The following is a 15,369-nucleotide window of genomic DNA, read 5'->3' on the forward strand; positions in this document are numbered from 1 at the left end:
CCACAGTTCATCAGGCATTCGATATCGATCAAAGCTTTTTCCCACAGCAACCTCGGCACGTCGAGAACAACAGCAAGGAATGAAGTGCAGACTCTAAAAAGTTATGGCAACGATTTCAACAGGTTTTTGGATGAGCTCTAAAGTCGAAGCGGAATTTCGGAGAGATGTCCGTGACCTATTCACAACGCATCTTAACGGGTCTTTGTCCTGCTCATTCGTTAGGGGATGGTTCAGAAGTGAAGAGCAGACGATTTCAGCAGAAAAATATTACAAAGGAAGAGTAGTCAAAGGAAATAATCTGAATCTTCACTTTCACAATATCCTTCTTATGAGTTGTGTCCCTGAAGAAATTCAGGATGAATTTCAATTGAGTTGCTATTTCTACATGAAGTGGTTCCGATGTTATCGTCAAGCTTGCAAGCAGCGTGGTATTAAGCCAAAACCCTTAAAACCGCCGTATAGAGATGATAATGGTGTCATTCGCGGAAGTGTTGTATTCCTATTCAAAAGATCATTGACAGATGACCAAGGCAACGACTCGTTGGCAAGTTATGTGATAAAGAAGGCGGCTTGGGGCCTTTCGGCTGAAGCCACCGCAAAAAGCCGAAAGAATGAATCCAAGGGTTTAAACATGCAGTCGATTGTTGAGTCGAAACGGGCAACATGCTTTAAGGCAAATGCTGTAAAAATGTTGGTTGTCGTCAATCACGGTCAGCGTGAGTATGAATATTCAAAAATGAAAGAAGGTCCGGTTCATAAACCAAAGAAAACCAAAAAACCGAGGAAAACTCCAGAAGAAATGATGCATATTTCGTTAAAGAAATATGAAAATGGAGGTGCGGCAAATCTGAAAGTCAGAGCCAGTGCGTGTAAGAAGAAAAATACCAAACCTATATCAAAGAAATCAGATGAGTCAAAGAAATGTAAAAAGGGATTGGGGAACCGCTATATCAACAAAAAATCGAACCAAGAAAAGGAGAATGAAAGAAGGAGGTGGCGCCCGTATGCTGCGGTAAATCATTCGGAGTATTACAAAGTAGGTGAAGCTGATTTGATAAAAGATGATGTCGAGAGACTATTCGAAGAATTTGTGAAGGAAAGCTCGGAAGCTCGCGAAAAAGGTAGAAAGAAAAGAAAAAATAAAGTGAAGTTTGAAAAAGGAGAGACCATCCTTGCCTCATGAAAATCTGTGTCCTTTCCGCAACGATTCGTGACTTGAGCTGAGCAATGCGCGACGATCTCCGAAACAAAAGGAGATCCAGTATGCACTCACCATCCATCGCCACAATTAAAGAACAGATCGAAGTCTATAGAAAAACTCGGTCCTACCGAAAGCAGCCGATCCCGGACGAGATCATTTCAAACCTTAAGACTCTCGCCCGGTCCATGCCCATCAGTAAACTGCAGCGCGAACTGAAACTTTCGGAATCCATCATGAAGCGCATTCGGGAACCAAAAGGTTCCAGCGACGTCATTCGGCTGGCTCCCGTTAACCTCGTGGGATCAGCAGGCGCGCTGGTTCTCGAAGTATCTTCGCCGCGCGGTGAAACAATATCAGTCCGCGGATTGTCCACGTCGCTGGAAGTGGCGGAACTTATCCGCGTTCTGCGGGAGGCCTGAGCATGTTGGCCTTGACGCCGCACTTGCGTATCTTTGTGGCCTTCGACCCAATCGACTTCCGTTGTGGCATGAATCGACTGGCTCAGATTGCCAAGGATCTTTTCAATGAGGATCCTCAATCGGGCGTCCTGTTTGTGTTTCGAAACCGCCGTCAAAGTGAAGTAAAAATGCTTGTCTATGATGGCTCAGGATATTATCTGATACACAAACGACTCTCTAGCGGTCGACTCGCTTTTTGGCCTAAAACTCTTCTTCAGCAGAAAGAGCCTGGAATCACGGTGGAATCCAGCGAGCTGCTTGTTCTTTTGCGCGGTGGCGATCCGCGTGGGACAATACCGGAATCATGGAAGAGAGTCGAGCCGAATGGCTTCGAAAAAAAATCTTCATCCCGACCTAAGCGGGATCGAGACGGCACAACTCGAAGAGCGTCTGCGCACGGGCCAACTGACCACGAGCGATGTGGAGCATTTGCTAAAAATCCTGGCCCTGTTTTCGACCCTTCGCCAGCTCCTTCATAAAAGAAGTCTCGGCCTGTTGACCTTGTTAAGGCGCATGTTCGGAGTCAAATCCGAGCCGCACAATGCTTCGGACGATGAGCGGCCCAGGGAAAAATCAAATGACGGCAACGGTGGCCATGGCCGTCGCGGACGCGACGGCTATCCTGGAGCTGAGCGTTTTCCTGTCGAGCATCCTGACCTCAAACCAAAGCAGAAATGCCCCGAATGCAACAAGGGTCGGCTTTACGAAGCCGAGCCGGCTGTTGACTATGCCTGGGAGGGCACCGCCCCTCTTCACCTCACAATATATCTTCTGCAAAAACTCCTGTGTCCGGAGTGCAAGACTTCGTTCACCGCGCCTTCGCCTGGTGAAGGACTGTCCCGCACAGTCGACGATAGCCAGGATTCAATGAAAACGGGTACCGTCGACGCAAATGCCAGCGCAAACGCGATGGTTGCTGGAATGCGCTTTGAATATGGTGTTCCCCACTATCGTCTGGCAAAAATCCAGGAACGCAGAGGCATGGCGTTGCCGGCTGCAAACCAGGATCGCATGATTAAACAGGTGGCTTTCAGTGCAGCCCCGGTCCACGAAGTCCTTGTCCGGATGGCTGCAGACGGTGAACTATTGCAGAGCGATGACACTAAAATGAAAATCCTGAATTGCCTGAAAAATGGCCAGGATCCACCAATCAAAAGAACACAAACAACGGTCATCATCAGCCATGTCAAGGGCCGCGCCATCACATTGCATGTGACAGGGCCGTCGCAGGCCGGGGCTAACGTATCGGCTATCCTCGCGTCACGATCCGAAGATCTTGAACCGCCCATTCATATGTGTGATGGACTAAGCGCCAATAATTTAACTGAAAATGCCGTTGTCGCCAATTGTCTGGATCATGCTCGACGCAAGTTTTATGACTTGCGCACCTCGTACAAAGACGAAGTAAATTATATTCTTTCGGAGCTGCAAAAGGTCTATCTCGTGGATCGAGAAGTCAAAGAACTGCCGGCAAACGAGCGACTGGCCATGCATCTGAAGCTAAGCAAACCGACCCTGGACAGTCTTCATCAATGGATGCCGGATCAATTCACCGAACGAAATGTCGAGCCAAATTCCCCGCTCGGAAAAGCCATCAATTATTCGTTCAGAAGGTGGCCGGAGTTGACCAGGTTCCTGGAAATGCCGGGCGTTCCATTGTCCAACAGCGATACCGAGCAGGCCATCAAGTGGGCCATCTGCCATCGTAAAAACTCGCTGTTTTATAGAACCCAGAACGGCGCAAGGAATGGCGATATCATTCAATCCATCATCAAGACCTGCAATAGCGCGAACGTCAACAGCTTCGACTATCTCGTCGCGCTTCAGGAGAACCGTTCGCGGGTGTATGCGAACCCTGAGATGTGGCTGCCGTGGAACTATAGGTCCCATCTCTGATTTTTATTCTTTCCGGAAAGCACACGAAAATCTTTAGTTTTGAGCCTTGATTTCTATACGAACGGCATCATCCCAATTGTTGTCCAGATTCCGAATAGTCTGTAGCTCAATCTTTTCATCCTCCGGCAGCGATGGAATAGGTTTATTATTTTGAGTCAATGAGAGCTGAATTAGGCGGATGAAAAAGACGGGGTGGCAGGACGCTGGAACGTTTGTTTCGAGGGTATAGACGTTTGACTGGATGATCTTCCAGGAATTTTCAGAAAGCGCCATGTTGAAATTTTGAATTAAATAACCGTCGACAATGACGGATGATTGTTCAATATGAACTTCATGCGCAGTTGTCTGTGGATGACCTGTGCCACATGCTATTGTAGATATTGCAGCAATGACTGATATAACCCATTTCACGATTTCGCTCCATGTTTGCGATTTTTGCGTTGAAAATTGGTTCCAAAATTGTGATCAGCAAAAAGCGTCGTGCAATATAAGAGAAGGTCATTCTGATCTGCGTGTATCTGCTTCAGATTGCTAGCGATAGGTGCGAGGCGATCTGATTCAAAGTTTGAGAGGATGTCTTCATGTCGTTTGAGATGAAGTTTTATTTGCTGACACTGCTCGTGTGCTGATTTTTTTTCTGCTTCGAATTTTGAAATGATTCTTTTGATCCTGAGATGAATGAGGATGAGTAGGAGTCCAATGATTGCTTCGATTGCGAGAAGACCAATGGAAAAAACCATATTCAAACTCCTGCTTTTCTGATGTGTTTCTTATGAAGCGATACCTGATATCCAAATTTGGTCCTTGTCATTTACACTCACATGCACCAGCACATACTTTTGATCGTTAGCTATAAGGTCAAGATTGCTGCTGGCGTAGATCAGCCGGTGGCCGGGCTCGACAGATCCATCAGAATTGAAAAATGGGCTGCTCGCCAATGCTTTGTAAGAGAAAAAGGCCCCACTGCCCGATCTGGCCATTCGATGCTGCTTTGCAAGGATTCTGATTTTCAAAATGTACATTAAAACCTCCGATTTTTTGATTTCGAAGGGCGGTTTGCCCCTCACAAACACAACGGGCAAACGCCTGAAGATCGAAAGCATGCCGTGAGCTGCAATGGGGGTGGTGTCCGAAGGCAAAAGCCTTTTGAGCGGAAGAAGTGACATGAAAAGGCGCGCTGACGCATGCTTTAACCCGCTATGCAGCGAGCAATGCATCGAAGGAGGTTTTAAGGATAATATTGAAGTTCCTGCTCAATGCATCATCGGCTCGCTCAGGTGGGAGAAGGTGCGTCTCGAAGGCTTTTGGGCTCTGCTGATCCTTTAAAAATGAGGCTGTTCTGTGATAGACTGGCCTGAATGTTGACGACGAAGGCAGAGCAATTTTTTGAAAGAGATCATTGGATATGCCCACCAAGGATGAAAAGGCAAAAAAGAGAAGAGAGAATAGGAAGCGAAAAGAACAACTGAATCAAGTGGAAGCCGCTGTCGTAGTCTCCATGCCTGTTCTGTCTGCGCATCAGGATCGCGTGTATAAGCGGCCTTAGCTTGCGGGGCAGCCCGGTAAACACCCACTACGTCTCTAGCTTTTATCGACCTCGATATATCTGCGATGCGAGTGCGAGCTTAATCATTTTGGTAGTCGTGCGCATTTACGTGCAATCACGCGGGCTGGGCGGATGACGATATTTACCTGCACAACTCGAAACAAACTTTGAAGTCTGGAAGAGCTGGCAATTGACCTCACGGGTTCTCCCGCGTTTCCGAAGATGATTAATTGAAGTTATTTCATTTACTTATATATAGACTAGACTGATCAAGTTCGGGCCTTGGCAAAAGTGACAGGGAATGGCGAAAACGATTTGTTATTTCAAGTCTGAGTGCTGTCTGCAAAGGGATTGACCCGGGAGATGGGTGATGGTATCCGAATATTGCGTACCTTAAAGGAGCTAAAATGAGAGCTATCGCCATATTATCCGCCATTACGGCAGCAGCCCTTGCTACAGCGCAGGCCGCTTATTCAGATCAGATCTTTCCGCTTGGGGAGCCAGCAGACAAAACTGATGGTCTGATCAAATCTTTTTGCCTTTTGGAATCCGTCTCAGGCCAGGAATCCAAATCTTGTATGGACGCAGTTAACGCCTGGGCTGGCGAGGAGATCGTTGCCAGCTGTGCTGAGGAGCAGGCCAAAGCTCTCGCAAAATCACCAGGCGTGAAATATATGGATATGGTTAACGGCGGTGTTTGGCATACCAGCTATCGGAAAGACAAAGACGGTAGTGACCATCGACATGATTGGTCAGACGGCATGAGAGAAGAGGCTGGTCAAGAGCTTGGGACAAGATATGTGACGCGACTTCGGGAAAAAACAGCCGAGCGGGAGTTACAAAATACAACGTCAGCAGACAAAAATTGGTCCACTGATGGAAACATCGGTGTGTCGGGAAAACTCTTTGGAACCGGAGTTGATGCTGGAGTAGGCCACGAGCGCGGCGGATCTTCAGGAACAGAGAAAACAGTCACCCAGAAAGGCCCAACCCAGGCTGAGATAGACAGTGAATTCGCCAGGGGGTACAAGGAAGGCTATAAAAATCCTCAAAAGGCAGGTATCCCTCCTGATGTTGCTTGCGAAAAAGGTCAACCGACTTGTTACAGTTCAAACGGCAATGTGAAGAATGAGCACCCAAAATCCGATCCTCCGCCGACAAAGGAACCTACGAAAGTTCCACCTCGCGTGTCTTCGGACGACTCGTCAAAACCTGACGATACAAAGACAGTGGATGCTTCTGATTCCTCCAACAAGGTGATATCTGACAACGAAGAGGCTAAAAAGCCGGACACAGCAGTATCAACTGTCGCCAATGATGGAGTGCTTAACTTAAGCCCCATGCAGCTCTGCGTTGCAAAAGCCGTTGAAAAGAAGTTTGGAAAAAACGGGGGACTTGGCTCAAAAGTCGTCGTGCAGACTGACAGCAGCAAGACACCAGAGGAACTCAAAAAGATCAACACCCAGATGCTGAAAATGGGTATATGTGATGAAACCTATTGGGGTAAAGCTTACTGCACGGACTACCTTAAGAAGCTGAATTACGGACTGGGAACATCTGTTCGAGGCGTAAAAATTGATAGCAGCTCTTTTGTTTTACCACGTCAGCCGCAACGCCCCCTCATCAATCCTGGAGCGATTGATTTGGGTAACCCTGAAAACTTCGACAACGGACCTGATGCCTGGAATGAAGGAGCACCTTTTCCAAAGGCACTCCCTTGCAGTGGGATTTTTTCCCGAGGGTGTCTGTCCGAATAAGAAACCTACCAGGGGGGGGGCGCGAGACCCTACCCGGTGGTGGACTGCCACGACCAATTCGGCTGCCAGTTGTGAAGCCTATAACCTGACAACAGAGCCCTGGACTATCCTTCTGGGGTTTTTCACTTTCAGTCTCAAATCAGCTCATCAGCCTTGTCCTTAGCCTGGACTCAAGTTGCTCTTTGCAATCTTGAGCTGAGGTCCCTGTCGAGTTCAGCTTCTTAATCGGTACCGGTTCGGTCGGTTTTGGATCCTTCTGCGTTCTCTTTTGCATCATCTTCATCATCTATGAGCTTGATTTTAAGGTTACTGCCCGCCAATTTTCTGCGGCGCATCATCTCGAACTGGAAATATCTGCGTGTGGTATCTTCGGACCGGTGGCCGTGCAGGTTGCCCACTAGAAAGAAGTCGCTAATCTCGAACGCCATTGACGTGATATGAGCCCGTCGGAAGTCGTGGGGTGTGTAATCAAACAGCGGTTCGACTTTCGTTGTGTTATAAAGATCTTCATAGGATACCGCTTCGTCTGGTATCCCCTGGTCAAAAGTCTCAATCAGAAACTTAGCGATCTTCTTACTGGTACAGGCTGCGATATAGGGACCTTGTTTTGGATCATCGTCGTCGTCCTTGATCTTGACCTTTGTTTCTCGTTTATAGGCTTTGGTTACGTCGCAGAACAATTGGATCTTAGCCAGCTGAAGGGCTCGGCTGATAACGTGCTTATGGTCGGTGTAGCCTTTGACTTCGGTCGCTCCAATCAGGTCTGCCGGCATTACCAATGCAGCTTCCGAGGGCCTCAAACCGAAGGCAATACTGGCAGCAAAGCACCATTTAATCTTCCCCTTCAGCAGCCTAAGCCAAGCAATATACTCATCATCGGTGGGCAGTCGATCGTGGGGAAGGAAGGTATCTTTTCGCTTAACTGGCTCGTTTAAAACCGTTGGGATGATCTTCAGGAGGTCTTTGGAATGGAGAAACTTAAGGTATTTCCGAATGGCCGTCCGTGCTACGTTCCGGGAATGGGGATCACTAACCCTTCCTTCGAGATAGATTTCCCATTTGCTGATATGGCTCTGCCACGCCTCGAACTTGAGGTGCCCGAGGTAAGGGAAGATATGGCGGCCAAGGTACATGAGATAACCGTCTATCGTTATCCCGCTGGCTGTCTTGGCCAAGTATTTGATGAACGATGGGCGATGCTTCAGGAAATAGTCAGGGAATACCGGGCCGGAGCGGTCTGTGATCTGGGCATCCAGGATCTGGCGGATTTGTTCGTCTGAGAGGGGGTCCAAGTGCTTAACCTTGGACCTGGGCGTGCAGCGGTGCTTCGTGCCGTCCAGAAGCTTGTAGGAGACATGAACCTGACCCTTTGCTCCTCTTCGCTCAAACCAGAACGAGAGGACATGTGCGCCTTGATGCTTATCCTTCACAAACAAAGAAACCCCCGAAAGAAACGGTGCTTGCCGTTCTTATCGGAGGTCATATAGTTTTGCAAGAGTAGGGGTGGTCAGACTCGAACTGACACACGCTTGCGCGCACGAGATTTTGAATCTCGCGTGTCTACCATTTCACCACACCCCCACTTGATTTTGGCTGCAATCTTAGGATCTTGCGGCTTCTGTCGAGTGTCGGTAGATCAGATCAAAGTCTGTCTACCAATTTCAAAAAAAGTGATCATTCTTACCGAAACCTATGGTTCTGGACCTATACACTCTGAGTTTTTTGAATCCAGCGTGTCTACCATTCCACCACTGAGGCATTCTTTGGTAGTTCTGCAGGGTATAAGCCCCGAGAGGACCCGATTATGCGGAGAAGCCCTGCGGCTGTAAAGTGAAAATTTAAAAAAATCACGAGGGCGGCAAGCTGGCCGCCGCTTGGGTGATCAGACCGCTGCCTGGCCGAGCCACTGGATGAAGTGGGGCATCGGAAGAGCGCCGGAGATGCGTTGTTTCTCCTGTCCCTTGTCGAAAAGGACGAGGGTGGGAATCCCGCGCACCCCATAGGTGTTCGAGGCCTGCGGATATTTCTCGGTATTCACTTTGGCGAAGATAAAATGCTCTTTCTGTTGATCCGCGACCCTTTCATACGTAGGCGCAAAGGATAGACAGGGGCCGCACCAGGGAGCCCAGAAATCCACCACCACGGGGCGATCTGCGGCCTGAATCAAGGCCTGGAGACCCTGAGGATCCTGCTCGACAAGCGCGCCATGGATAGGAAGGGGACTTTTGCATTGACCACAGCTAGGGTTTTGATTGGTTCGCGCCAGGGGCACGCGATTCACCGCATGACATTTCAGACAGGCTACATAGGTTTTATCCATCACGGTCACTCCTGCTTTTTGCATCGAATCCGCGCCGCGTCAGCTCCTCTTTTTTTAAGATAAGTCCGCTTTTTGTTAGGGCAAGGGACACCCTTCCAAACCTGCCTGATTCTTTCCTTTTCCGCAAAGTCTGCAGTTTTTTAAAGAATTTTCCGCCCAAGACGATACTGAAGACGTAGAGTCGCAGCGGAGGAGACATGCTTTTAGCCAAAAAACCCTTTAAAAAACAAAGGGAACCTCGGGTCCACGTCTTACCCATTGAAATCAAAGGGCTTTTGACCTTTGATGAGGGCAAGGAAGAACCGCATATCCCTTTTCTGGTTTGGGATGTTTCGCCCAGCGGACTCGGTATTTTGCTCTCCGATCGACTTAAGGCCGGTGACGTCCTGCGGCTGAGCTTTGGAATGCCCGTGGCCCTGACTGTGGTCTGCAGCGTGGTGTGGTGTGAATTGCAGGAAGCTGACTACGATTTTCAAGAACCCAGTTTTCGCGTGGGACTCATTACGGTCCACAAAAACAAACCGCTGCAAGCCTTGGTGGATCAGGTCGATCAAGCCCGCCTTCGTAAATCCTAAGCCAGATCCCCGTTGGCAAGAGACCTGGCTCTATAGGGTGTTTTACCCTTGTTTTAGGCTGATTCCTTAAGATTATTCAGATGATCATGAATATCGTTCAGCACGACTTTCAGCCGGCCGTGATGCCCAAGATTTTCGAGGGTGGAAAGGGAGATGTGCACCGATTCGCAGTGGTGGCAGCACAGAAGGCTGATGTCCTCGCGAACCCTCTCTTCCATGCCGTGCCCGCATTTGCTGCATTTATGATAATGCGCTGTGCGTTCCAGGATATCCTTCTTGGCCTTTTCCGCAGACTTCATCTTCTCGATCAGCTCGCGGTCTTTTTTATAGAAATACTCGTCTTCAAGTCGACTGGGTTCGCCTGGACCTTCTTTGTACATAGCATCTCCTGGATGAGTGTGCGGCTATTATCTCCAACTAATGAAGACAGATCGGTTGTACTAATCTGACGCTGAGGCACCGTCTTTCCCAGGCTCTTTTCAGGGCTTTAGACCAAAAATTACCTGGCCGGAGAATACCAGTCTCCGCCCAAAATGTCGCAGATTCGCAGCAGAGGACGCCTTTCTGTGACAGGTCTGTAATAAACTCGATGAGTCCGGCCGGAAACTTTGGTAATTTTGCCGAAAGCTGTTAAGATTATGTGCTTTCGGACAGTTAGAAGGAAATTCCATGAAACCCTTATCCATTCGGGGTCAGGAGCTGCAAGCAGCTCTCCGCGAACGTATCCTCATACTCGATGGCGCCATGGGCACCATGATCCAGCGCTATAAACTCGACGAGGCCGCCTTTCGTGGCGACCGTTTTCCCAATCCCCGGGTGGATCTGAAGGGCAACAACGATCTTCTGTGCCTGACCCGCCCTGATGTCATCAAGGAAATTCATCTGGCCTACCTCGAAGGTGGCGCGGATATCATCGAGACCAATACGTTCAGCGCCACCAGCATCGCGCAGGCCGACTATCATCTTGAAGACATCGTCTACGAGCTGAATAAGAAAGCCGCGGAGCTGGCCAAGGAAGCGGTCAACGAATTCAAAAAGAAGCATCCCGAGCGCGATTGCTATGTCGCGGGAGCCCTGGGACCCACGAACCGGACGGCGTCGCTGTCACCGGACGTGAATAACCCGGCTTACCGAGCGGTCACCTATCAGCAGCTGGTCGATGCCTATTACGAACAGATTCGCGGTCTGGTCGATGGCGGCGTCGATATCCTGCTGCCGGAAACCACCTTCGACACGCTGAACCTGAAAGCCGCGATCTTCGCTATTGAAAAATTCTTCGACGAACATCCCTATCGCCTGCCGGTGATGCTGTCGGTGACCATCACCGATGCGTCCGGCCGTACGCTGTCCGGTCAGACCGTGGAAGCCTTCTGGTATTCCGTGCGGCACGCGAAGCCCCTGAGCGTCGGCATCAATTGCGCGCTCGGTGCGAAGGAAATGCGTCCTTACATCGAAATGCTCTCGCGCATCGCCGAATGCCATATCAGCTGCTATCCCAACGCGGGTCTGCCCAATCCTTTGAGCGACACGGGCTATGATGAGACGCCGGATATGACCTCGGCCCTGCTCGATGAATTCGCGGGCAGCGGGCTCATCAATATCGTCGGCGGCTGCTGCGGAACCACGCCGGACCACATCAATGCCATCGCGAAGAAAATGCGGCAGCATAAGCCGCGCCTTCTGCCACGCGTGGAACCAGCGACTCGCCTGAGCGGTCTGGAACCCTTGATCATCAAGCCGAACGCCGGCCTTTTCTATATGGTGGGCGAACGGACCAACGTCACGGGTTCGCCGCGTTTCGCGAAGCTCATCAAGGAAAGCAACTTCGATGCGGCCCTCGCCGTCGCACGTCAGCAGGTGGAAAGCGGCGCCAACGTCATTGACATTAACTTTGACGAGGGCCTTTTGGATTCGGAAGCGTGCATGGAGCGCTTTTTGAATCTGATCGCCGCGGAGCCGGATATTTCCCGGGTTCCGGTGATGCTCGACAGTTCGAAGTGGTCGGTCCTGGAACGCGGCATTCGCTGCGTGCAGGGCAAGTGCATCGTCAACTCCATCAGCTTGAAAGAAGGCGAAGAGAAATTCGTCGAGCAGGCGCGGCTTCTGCAGCGCTATGGAGCGGCGGTCGTGGTCATGGCCTTCGATGAACAGGGCCAGGCAGCCACCAAGGACGAGAAAGTCCGCATCTGCCAGCGCGCGTATCGCATCCTGACCGAAGAGGTCGGCTTCGATCCGCATGATATTATCTTTGACCCGAACGTTCTGACCGTCGCCACCGGCATGGACGAGCACAATGATTACGCGGTCAACTTCATCGAAGCCGTTCGTGAAATCAAAAAGGTCTGTCCTGGTGCCCTGACGAGCGGCGGGATTTCCAACGTCTCCTTCAGTTTCCGCGGCAATAATCCGGTTCGCGAAGCGATTCACGCCTGCTTCCTTTATCACGCGATTCGCGCCGGCCTCGATATGGGCATCGTGAATGCCGGGATGCTCGAAGTCTATGAAGAGATCGAACCGACTCTGAAAGAGATGGTGGAAGACGTTCTTCTGAATCGGCGCGCCGATGCTACCGAACGCCTCATAGATTACGCGGAAAAATTCAAGGATCAGGCCCGTACGGCCAAGGATTCCGACAAGAACGCCTGGCGTCAGCTGCCGGTGCGGGAACGCCTCGCCCATGCCTTGGTCAAGGGCCTGGATGAACACATTGATGCCGATACGGAAGAAGCGCGGCAGCTGCTGCCCCGGCCTTTGGATGTGATCGAAGGCCCTTTGATGGACGGCATGAAAATCGTCGGCGGTCTTTTCGGTGAAGGCAAGATGTTCCTGCCTCAGGTCGTGAAGAGCGCGCGCGTGATGAAAAAAGCCGTGGCTTATCTGCAGCCGTTCATGGAAGCGGAGAAAGCCAAGGCTCAGGTTGTCTCAACCCGCAAAAGCCAGGGCCGCTTTTTGATCGCGACCGTCAAGGGCGATGTGCATGATATCGGCAAGAACATCGTCGGTGTGGTGCTCGCCTGCAACAACTACGAAGTCGTCGATATGGGTGTGATGGTGTCCTGCGAAGAGATCCTGCGCAAGGCCAGGGAATGGAACGCGGACATGATCGGTCTGTCCGGGCTCATTACGCCTTCGCTCGACGAAATGATTTATAACGCCGGTGAAATGCAGAGACAGGGTTTTGATATCCCGCTTCTGATCGGCGGCGCCACGACGAGTCGCGCGCATACGGCCATCAAGATCGCACCGGCTTATAAGGGCGCCGTCTGTCATGTGGCGGATGCCTCGCTTGTCGTGGAAGTGTGCAATGACCTCATGAGTCCGGATCGGCGTCAGGCTTTCATGGAAAAGAACAAGGTCGATCAGCAGGTGCTGCGTGAGCGTCATGCCGCGTCCCTTAGGGAAAGCCAGTTCATGTCCCTTGAGGAAGCCCGTCGTCAGGCCTATACCACCGACTGGGAGAAAGTGACGATTGATCGTCCGACCCGCCTTGGGGTGTGGGAGCATGAAGACCTGAAGCTGGATGAAATCGCTGCGTATATCGACTGGTCGCCCTTCTTTTGGACCTGGGATATCAAGGCGCTTTATCCGAAAGTCCTGACGCATAAAACCTGGGGTCCTCAGGCCACGGAACTTTTCCATGATGCGCAGAAACTTTTGGAAGACATCATCAAGAATCAAAGATTCAATGCCCGTGCGGTCACCGGACTCTGGGCGGCGAATCGGGTCGGGGATGATGTCGAGGTGTATACCGATGAGCAGCGCAGTTCTGTTCTGAAAACCCTTTATTTCCTGAGGCAGCAGAAGGAACGCAGTGAAGGCAAGCCGGCCATGTGCCTCGCCGACTTCATCGCGCCGCGGGATTCGGGGCGCCTTGATTATATCGGAGCCTTTGCGGTCACCGCGGGTTCGGAAGTCGAGGAGTGGGCGCACTCCTTTGAAAAGAAACATGATGATTATACAGCCATCATGATCAAGGCCCTTGGGGATCGCATGGCCGAAGCCATGGCCGAGATGATTCATAAGAAGATGCGAAAAGTCTGGGGCTTTGGTGCCCAGGAGACGACCAGCCTTGAGGATCTGATCAAGGAGCAGTATCGCGGCATTCGCCCGGCGCCGGGCTATCCTGCGTGTCCTGATCACACCGAAAAAGGCACGATCTGGCAGCTTCTGGATGTGGAGAAGAAGGCCGGCATTCGTCTGACCGAAAGCTTTGCGATGCATCCTGGCTCATCCGTGTCGGGCTACTACTTCTCGCATCCCGAAGCGGAATACTTCCGCGTGGGTTCGATCGATCGGGATCAGATGGAAGATTATGCAAGACGCAAGGGTTTGGATCTCGCCACCGTGGAAAGGTGGCTGCAGCCGAACAAAGGTTACTGATCAGGAGGCACTGCGGGTGGTCCGGTTCGGGACCTTCGGCAGGGATATGGAAAAGCAGGTGGCACCGGGGCTGCTGATAAAGCTGATGCGGCCCTCGTGTTCCTCGATCATGCCTTTGGCCGTGCTCAGGCCCACACCCACGCTTCGCATGTGATCCTTGGTCGTAAAGAAGGGTTCAAAGATTTTCACCCGCAGGGACTCGGGTATGCCGGGTCCATTATCCATCACTTCAATGCTCGCCCGATCGCCGTGATCCAGCACCTGAATGCTGACCTTGGGTTCCTTGACCTGAAGCGAAGCCTCGCAGGCATTCCTCAGCACATTGAAGAGGGCCTGAATCAACTGCAGACGACGGCCTTTGAGTCCGATATCCGGCAGGAGCGGCTGCCACTCCAATTTCACACCCATCGCGTGAAAGCTTTGTTCGCTGAGCTGAAGGGCGACGGCGATGATCTCATTCACCGAGCAGGATTCGAAAGGATCGTAGGACCCGTCACGGGCAAAATGCTTGAGGCTTTCGATGATGGCGTGGCAGCGGTCGCAGGCTTCCACGATTTTGCCAGTGGAAAAGATCAGACGATCGCTGGCCAGTTGACCCGCCTGGGCCTGGGTATGAAGCTGCTCGGCATAGCCGCTGATGATGGCCAGGGGATTATTAATCTCATGGGCCAGCCCACTGGCAATGCCGGCCAGGGAATTCAGGCGCTGGGTGGCGAGGAGCCGATGCCGCTCATCATCCAGGAACTGTTCCATCTGCAAATGTTTCGTCATGTCGGCGGTCATGCCCATTACGGCCTGGATTTCGCCGCCCTCTTCCAGGGGTCTGAGGCTGGTTTCGTAACTGAATCCCTGCAGGGAAAGGGTTATGCTGAAACTATGACCGCTCAGGGCTTTGCGGAAATGACTTCGCTTGATCGGAAGCGCAGAAGCTTTGAATGCAGGCTTGCCTACTATCTCTTCGGGTTTCAAACCCAGCTGGGTCGCAAGTCCACCGTTCAAAAGAACAAGCTGCTCGTCCCTATCAATGACAAAGCATAGGATAGGTGCGTGAGACATGATGTTTTCGAGTTTCCAGGAATGCATGGGGCCCCTGACTTTTGACCTCGAAGGTTATTGGCCACTGACTGATCGGGTGCGCGATCCGGCCTCTTGCTGCCTTTTTGATCTGGTTATCTTTCCTATATTTTTGCATACTGAAACATTGGATAAGAGGGAACCTTTTGCCGAGGGAGGCGC

Annotated in this window: 14 protein-coding genes and 1 tRNA gene; 7 read left to right on the plus strand and 8 right to left on the minus strand. The window is 51.2% G+C overall.

Annotation, left to right across the window (positions count from 1 at the left end; genetic code table 11):
- Positions 1-103 precede the first annotated feature (103 nt).
- From VFO10_RS06540 to tnpC, 4 genes are all read left to right on the plus strand, one after another.
- Positions 104-1,183, plus strand: coding sequence for a hypothetical protein (locus tag VFO10_RS06540; RefSeq protein WP_325138277.1), 1,080 nt, complete (start codon positions 104-106; stop codon positions 1,181-1,183).
- An 80-nt stretch (positions 1,184-1,263) separates the two neighbouring features.
- Positions 1,264-1,620 (plus strand): hypothetical protein, encoded by a 357-nt coding sequence (locus tag VFO10_RS06545; RefSeq protein ID WP_325138279.1) that lies wholly within the window; start codon positions 1,264-1,266, stop codon positions 1,618-1,620.
- A gap of 2 nt (positions 1,621-1,622) precedes the next feature.
- Positions 1,623-2,138, plus strand: a complete 516-nt coding sequence (tnpB, locus tag VFO10_RS06550) for an IS66 family insertion sequence element accessory protein TnpB (RefSeq protein ID WP_325138282.1) — start codon at positions 1,623-1,625, stop codon at positions 2,136-2,138.
- A 34-nt stretch (positions 2,139-2,172) separates the two neighbouring features.
- Positions 2,173-3,555 (plus strand): IS66 family transposase, encoded by a 1,383-nt coding sequence (tnpC, locus tag VFO10_RS06555; RefSeq protein WP_325138358.1) that lies wholly within the window; start codon positions 2,173-2,175, stop codon positions 3,553-3,555.
- Between the two features lie 33 nt (positions 3,556-3,588).
- Here the strand turns inward: tnpC and VFO10_RS06560 are convergent, their stop codons facing one another.
- From VFO10_RS06560 to VFO10_RS06570, 3 genes are read right to left on the minus strand one after another with little or no spacing between them, the layout of a single operon-like run.
- Positions 3,589-3,966 (minus strand): hypothetical protein, encoded by a 378-nt coding sequence (locus tag VFO10_RS06560; RefSeq protein ID WP_325138285.1) that lies wholly within the window; start codon positions 3,964-3,966, stop codon positions 3,589-3,591.
- On the minus strand, positions 3,963-4,295 hold the full coding sequence (locus VFO10_RS06565; protein ID WP_325138287.1) for a hypothetical protein: 333 nt from the start codon (positions 4,293-4,295) through the stop codon (positions 3,963-3,965). Before VFO10_RS06565 ends, VFO10_RS06560 begins: the two co-directional genes overlap by 4 nt.
- 30 nt (positions 4,296-4,325) lie before the next feature.
- The gene (locus tag VFO10_RS06570; protein ID WP_325138289.1) at positions 4,326-4,721 is read right to left on the minus strand and encodes a hypothetical protein; all 396 of its coding nucleotides are present in this window, start codon (positions 4,719-4,721) and stop codon (positions 4,326-4,328) included.
- A 787-nt stretch (positions 4,722-5,508) separates the two neighbouring features.
- On the opposite strand from VFO10_RS06570, the gene VFO10_RS06575 reads away from it, so the two are divergent.
- Positions 5,509-6,858, plus strand: a complete 1,350-nt coding sequence (locus VFO10_RS06575; protein WP_325138291.1) for a hypothetical protein — start codon at positions 5,509-5,511, stop codon at positions 6,856-6,858.
- 221 nt (positions 6,859-7,079) lie between these two features.
- Here VFO10_RS06575 and VFO10_RS06580 read toward each other — a convergent pair whose 3' ends face one another.
- The 3 genes from VFO10_RS06580 to trxC form a co-directional block, all read right to left on the minus strand.
- The gene (locus VFO10_RS06580; RefSeq protein WP_325138294.1) at positions 7,080-8,294 is read right to left on the minus strand and encodes a hypothetical protein; all 1,215 of its coding nucleotides are present in this window, start codon (positions 8,292-8,294) and stop codon (positions 7,080-7,082) included.
- Positions 8,295-8,356: 62 nt separating this feature from the next.
- A tRNA-Leu gene (locus VFO10_RS06585) sits at positions 8,357-8,439 on the minus strand.
- A gap of 301 nt (positions 8,440-8,740) precedes the next feature.
- A complete protein-coding gene (gene trxC, locus VFO10_RS06590) occupies positions 8,741-9,178 on the minus strand; it encodes a thioredoxin TrxC (RefSeq protein ID WP_325138359.1) in 438 nt (145 codons plus the stop codon).
- A gap of 197 nt (positions 9,179-9,375) precedes the next feature.
- On the opposite strand from trxC, the gene VFO10_RS06595 reads away from it, so the two are divergent.
- Complete coding sequence (locus VFO10_RS06595) at positions 9,376-9,753, plus strand: PilZ domain-containing protein (RefSeq protein WP_325138295.1); 378 nt, start codon at positions 9,376-9,378, stop codon at positions 9,751-9,753.
- Positions 9,754-9,806: 53 nt separating this feature from the next.
- Here VFO10_RS06595 and VFO10_RS06600 read toward each other — a convergent pair whose 3' ends face one another.
- Positions 9,807-10,133 carry a hypothetical protein gene (locus tag VFO10_RS06600; RefSeq protein WP_325138297.1) on the minus strand — a complete coding sequence of 109 codons (327 nt, stop codon included), beginning with the start codon at positions 10,131-10,133 and terminating at the stop codon, positions 9,807-9,809.
- 289 nt (positions 10,134-10,422) lie between these two features.
- Here VFO10_RS06600 and metH point away from each other — a divergent pair, with 289 nt between their 5' ends.
- Entirely contained in the window at positions 10,423-14,133 is a 3,711-nt protein-coding gene (gene metH, locus VFO10_RS06605) for a methionine synthase (protein ID WP_325138299.1), read from the plus strand.
- Here metH and VFO10_RS06610 read toward each other — a convergent pair whose 3' ends face one another.
- Positions 14,134-15,216, minus strand: coding sequence for a two-component system sensor histidine kinase NtrB (locus tag VFO10_RS06610; protein WP_325138301.1), 1,083 nt, complete (start codon positions 15,214-15,216; stop codon positions 14,134-14,136).
- Positions 15,217-15,369 lie beyond the last annotated feature (153 nt).

The organism is Oligoflexus sp., assembly GCF_035712445.1.
Taxonomy (GTDB): Bacteria; Bdellovibrionota_B; Oligoflexia; order Oligoflexales; family Oligoflexaceae; genus Oligoflexus.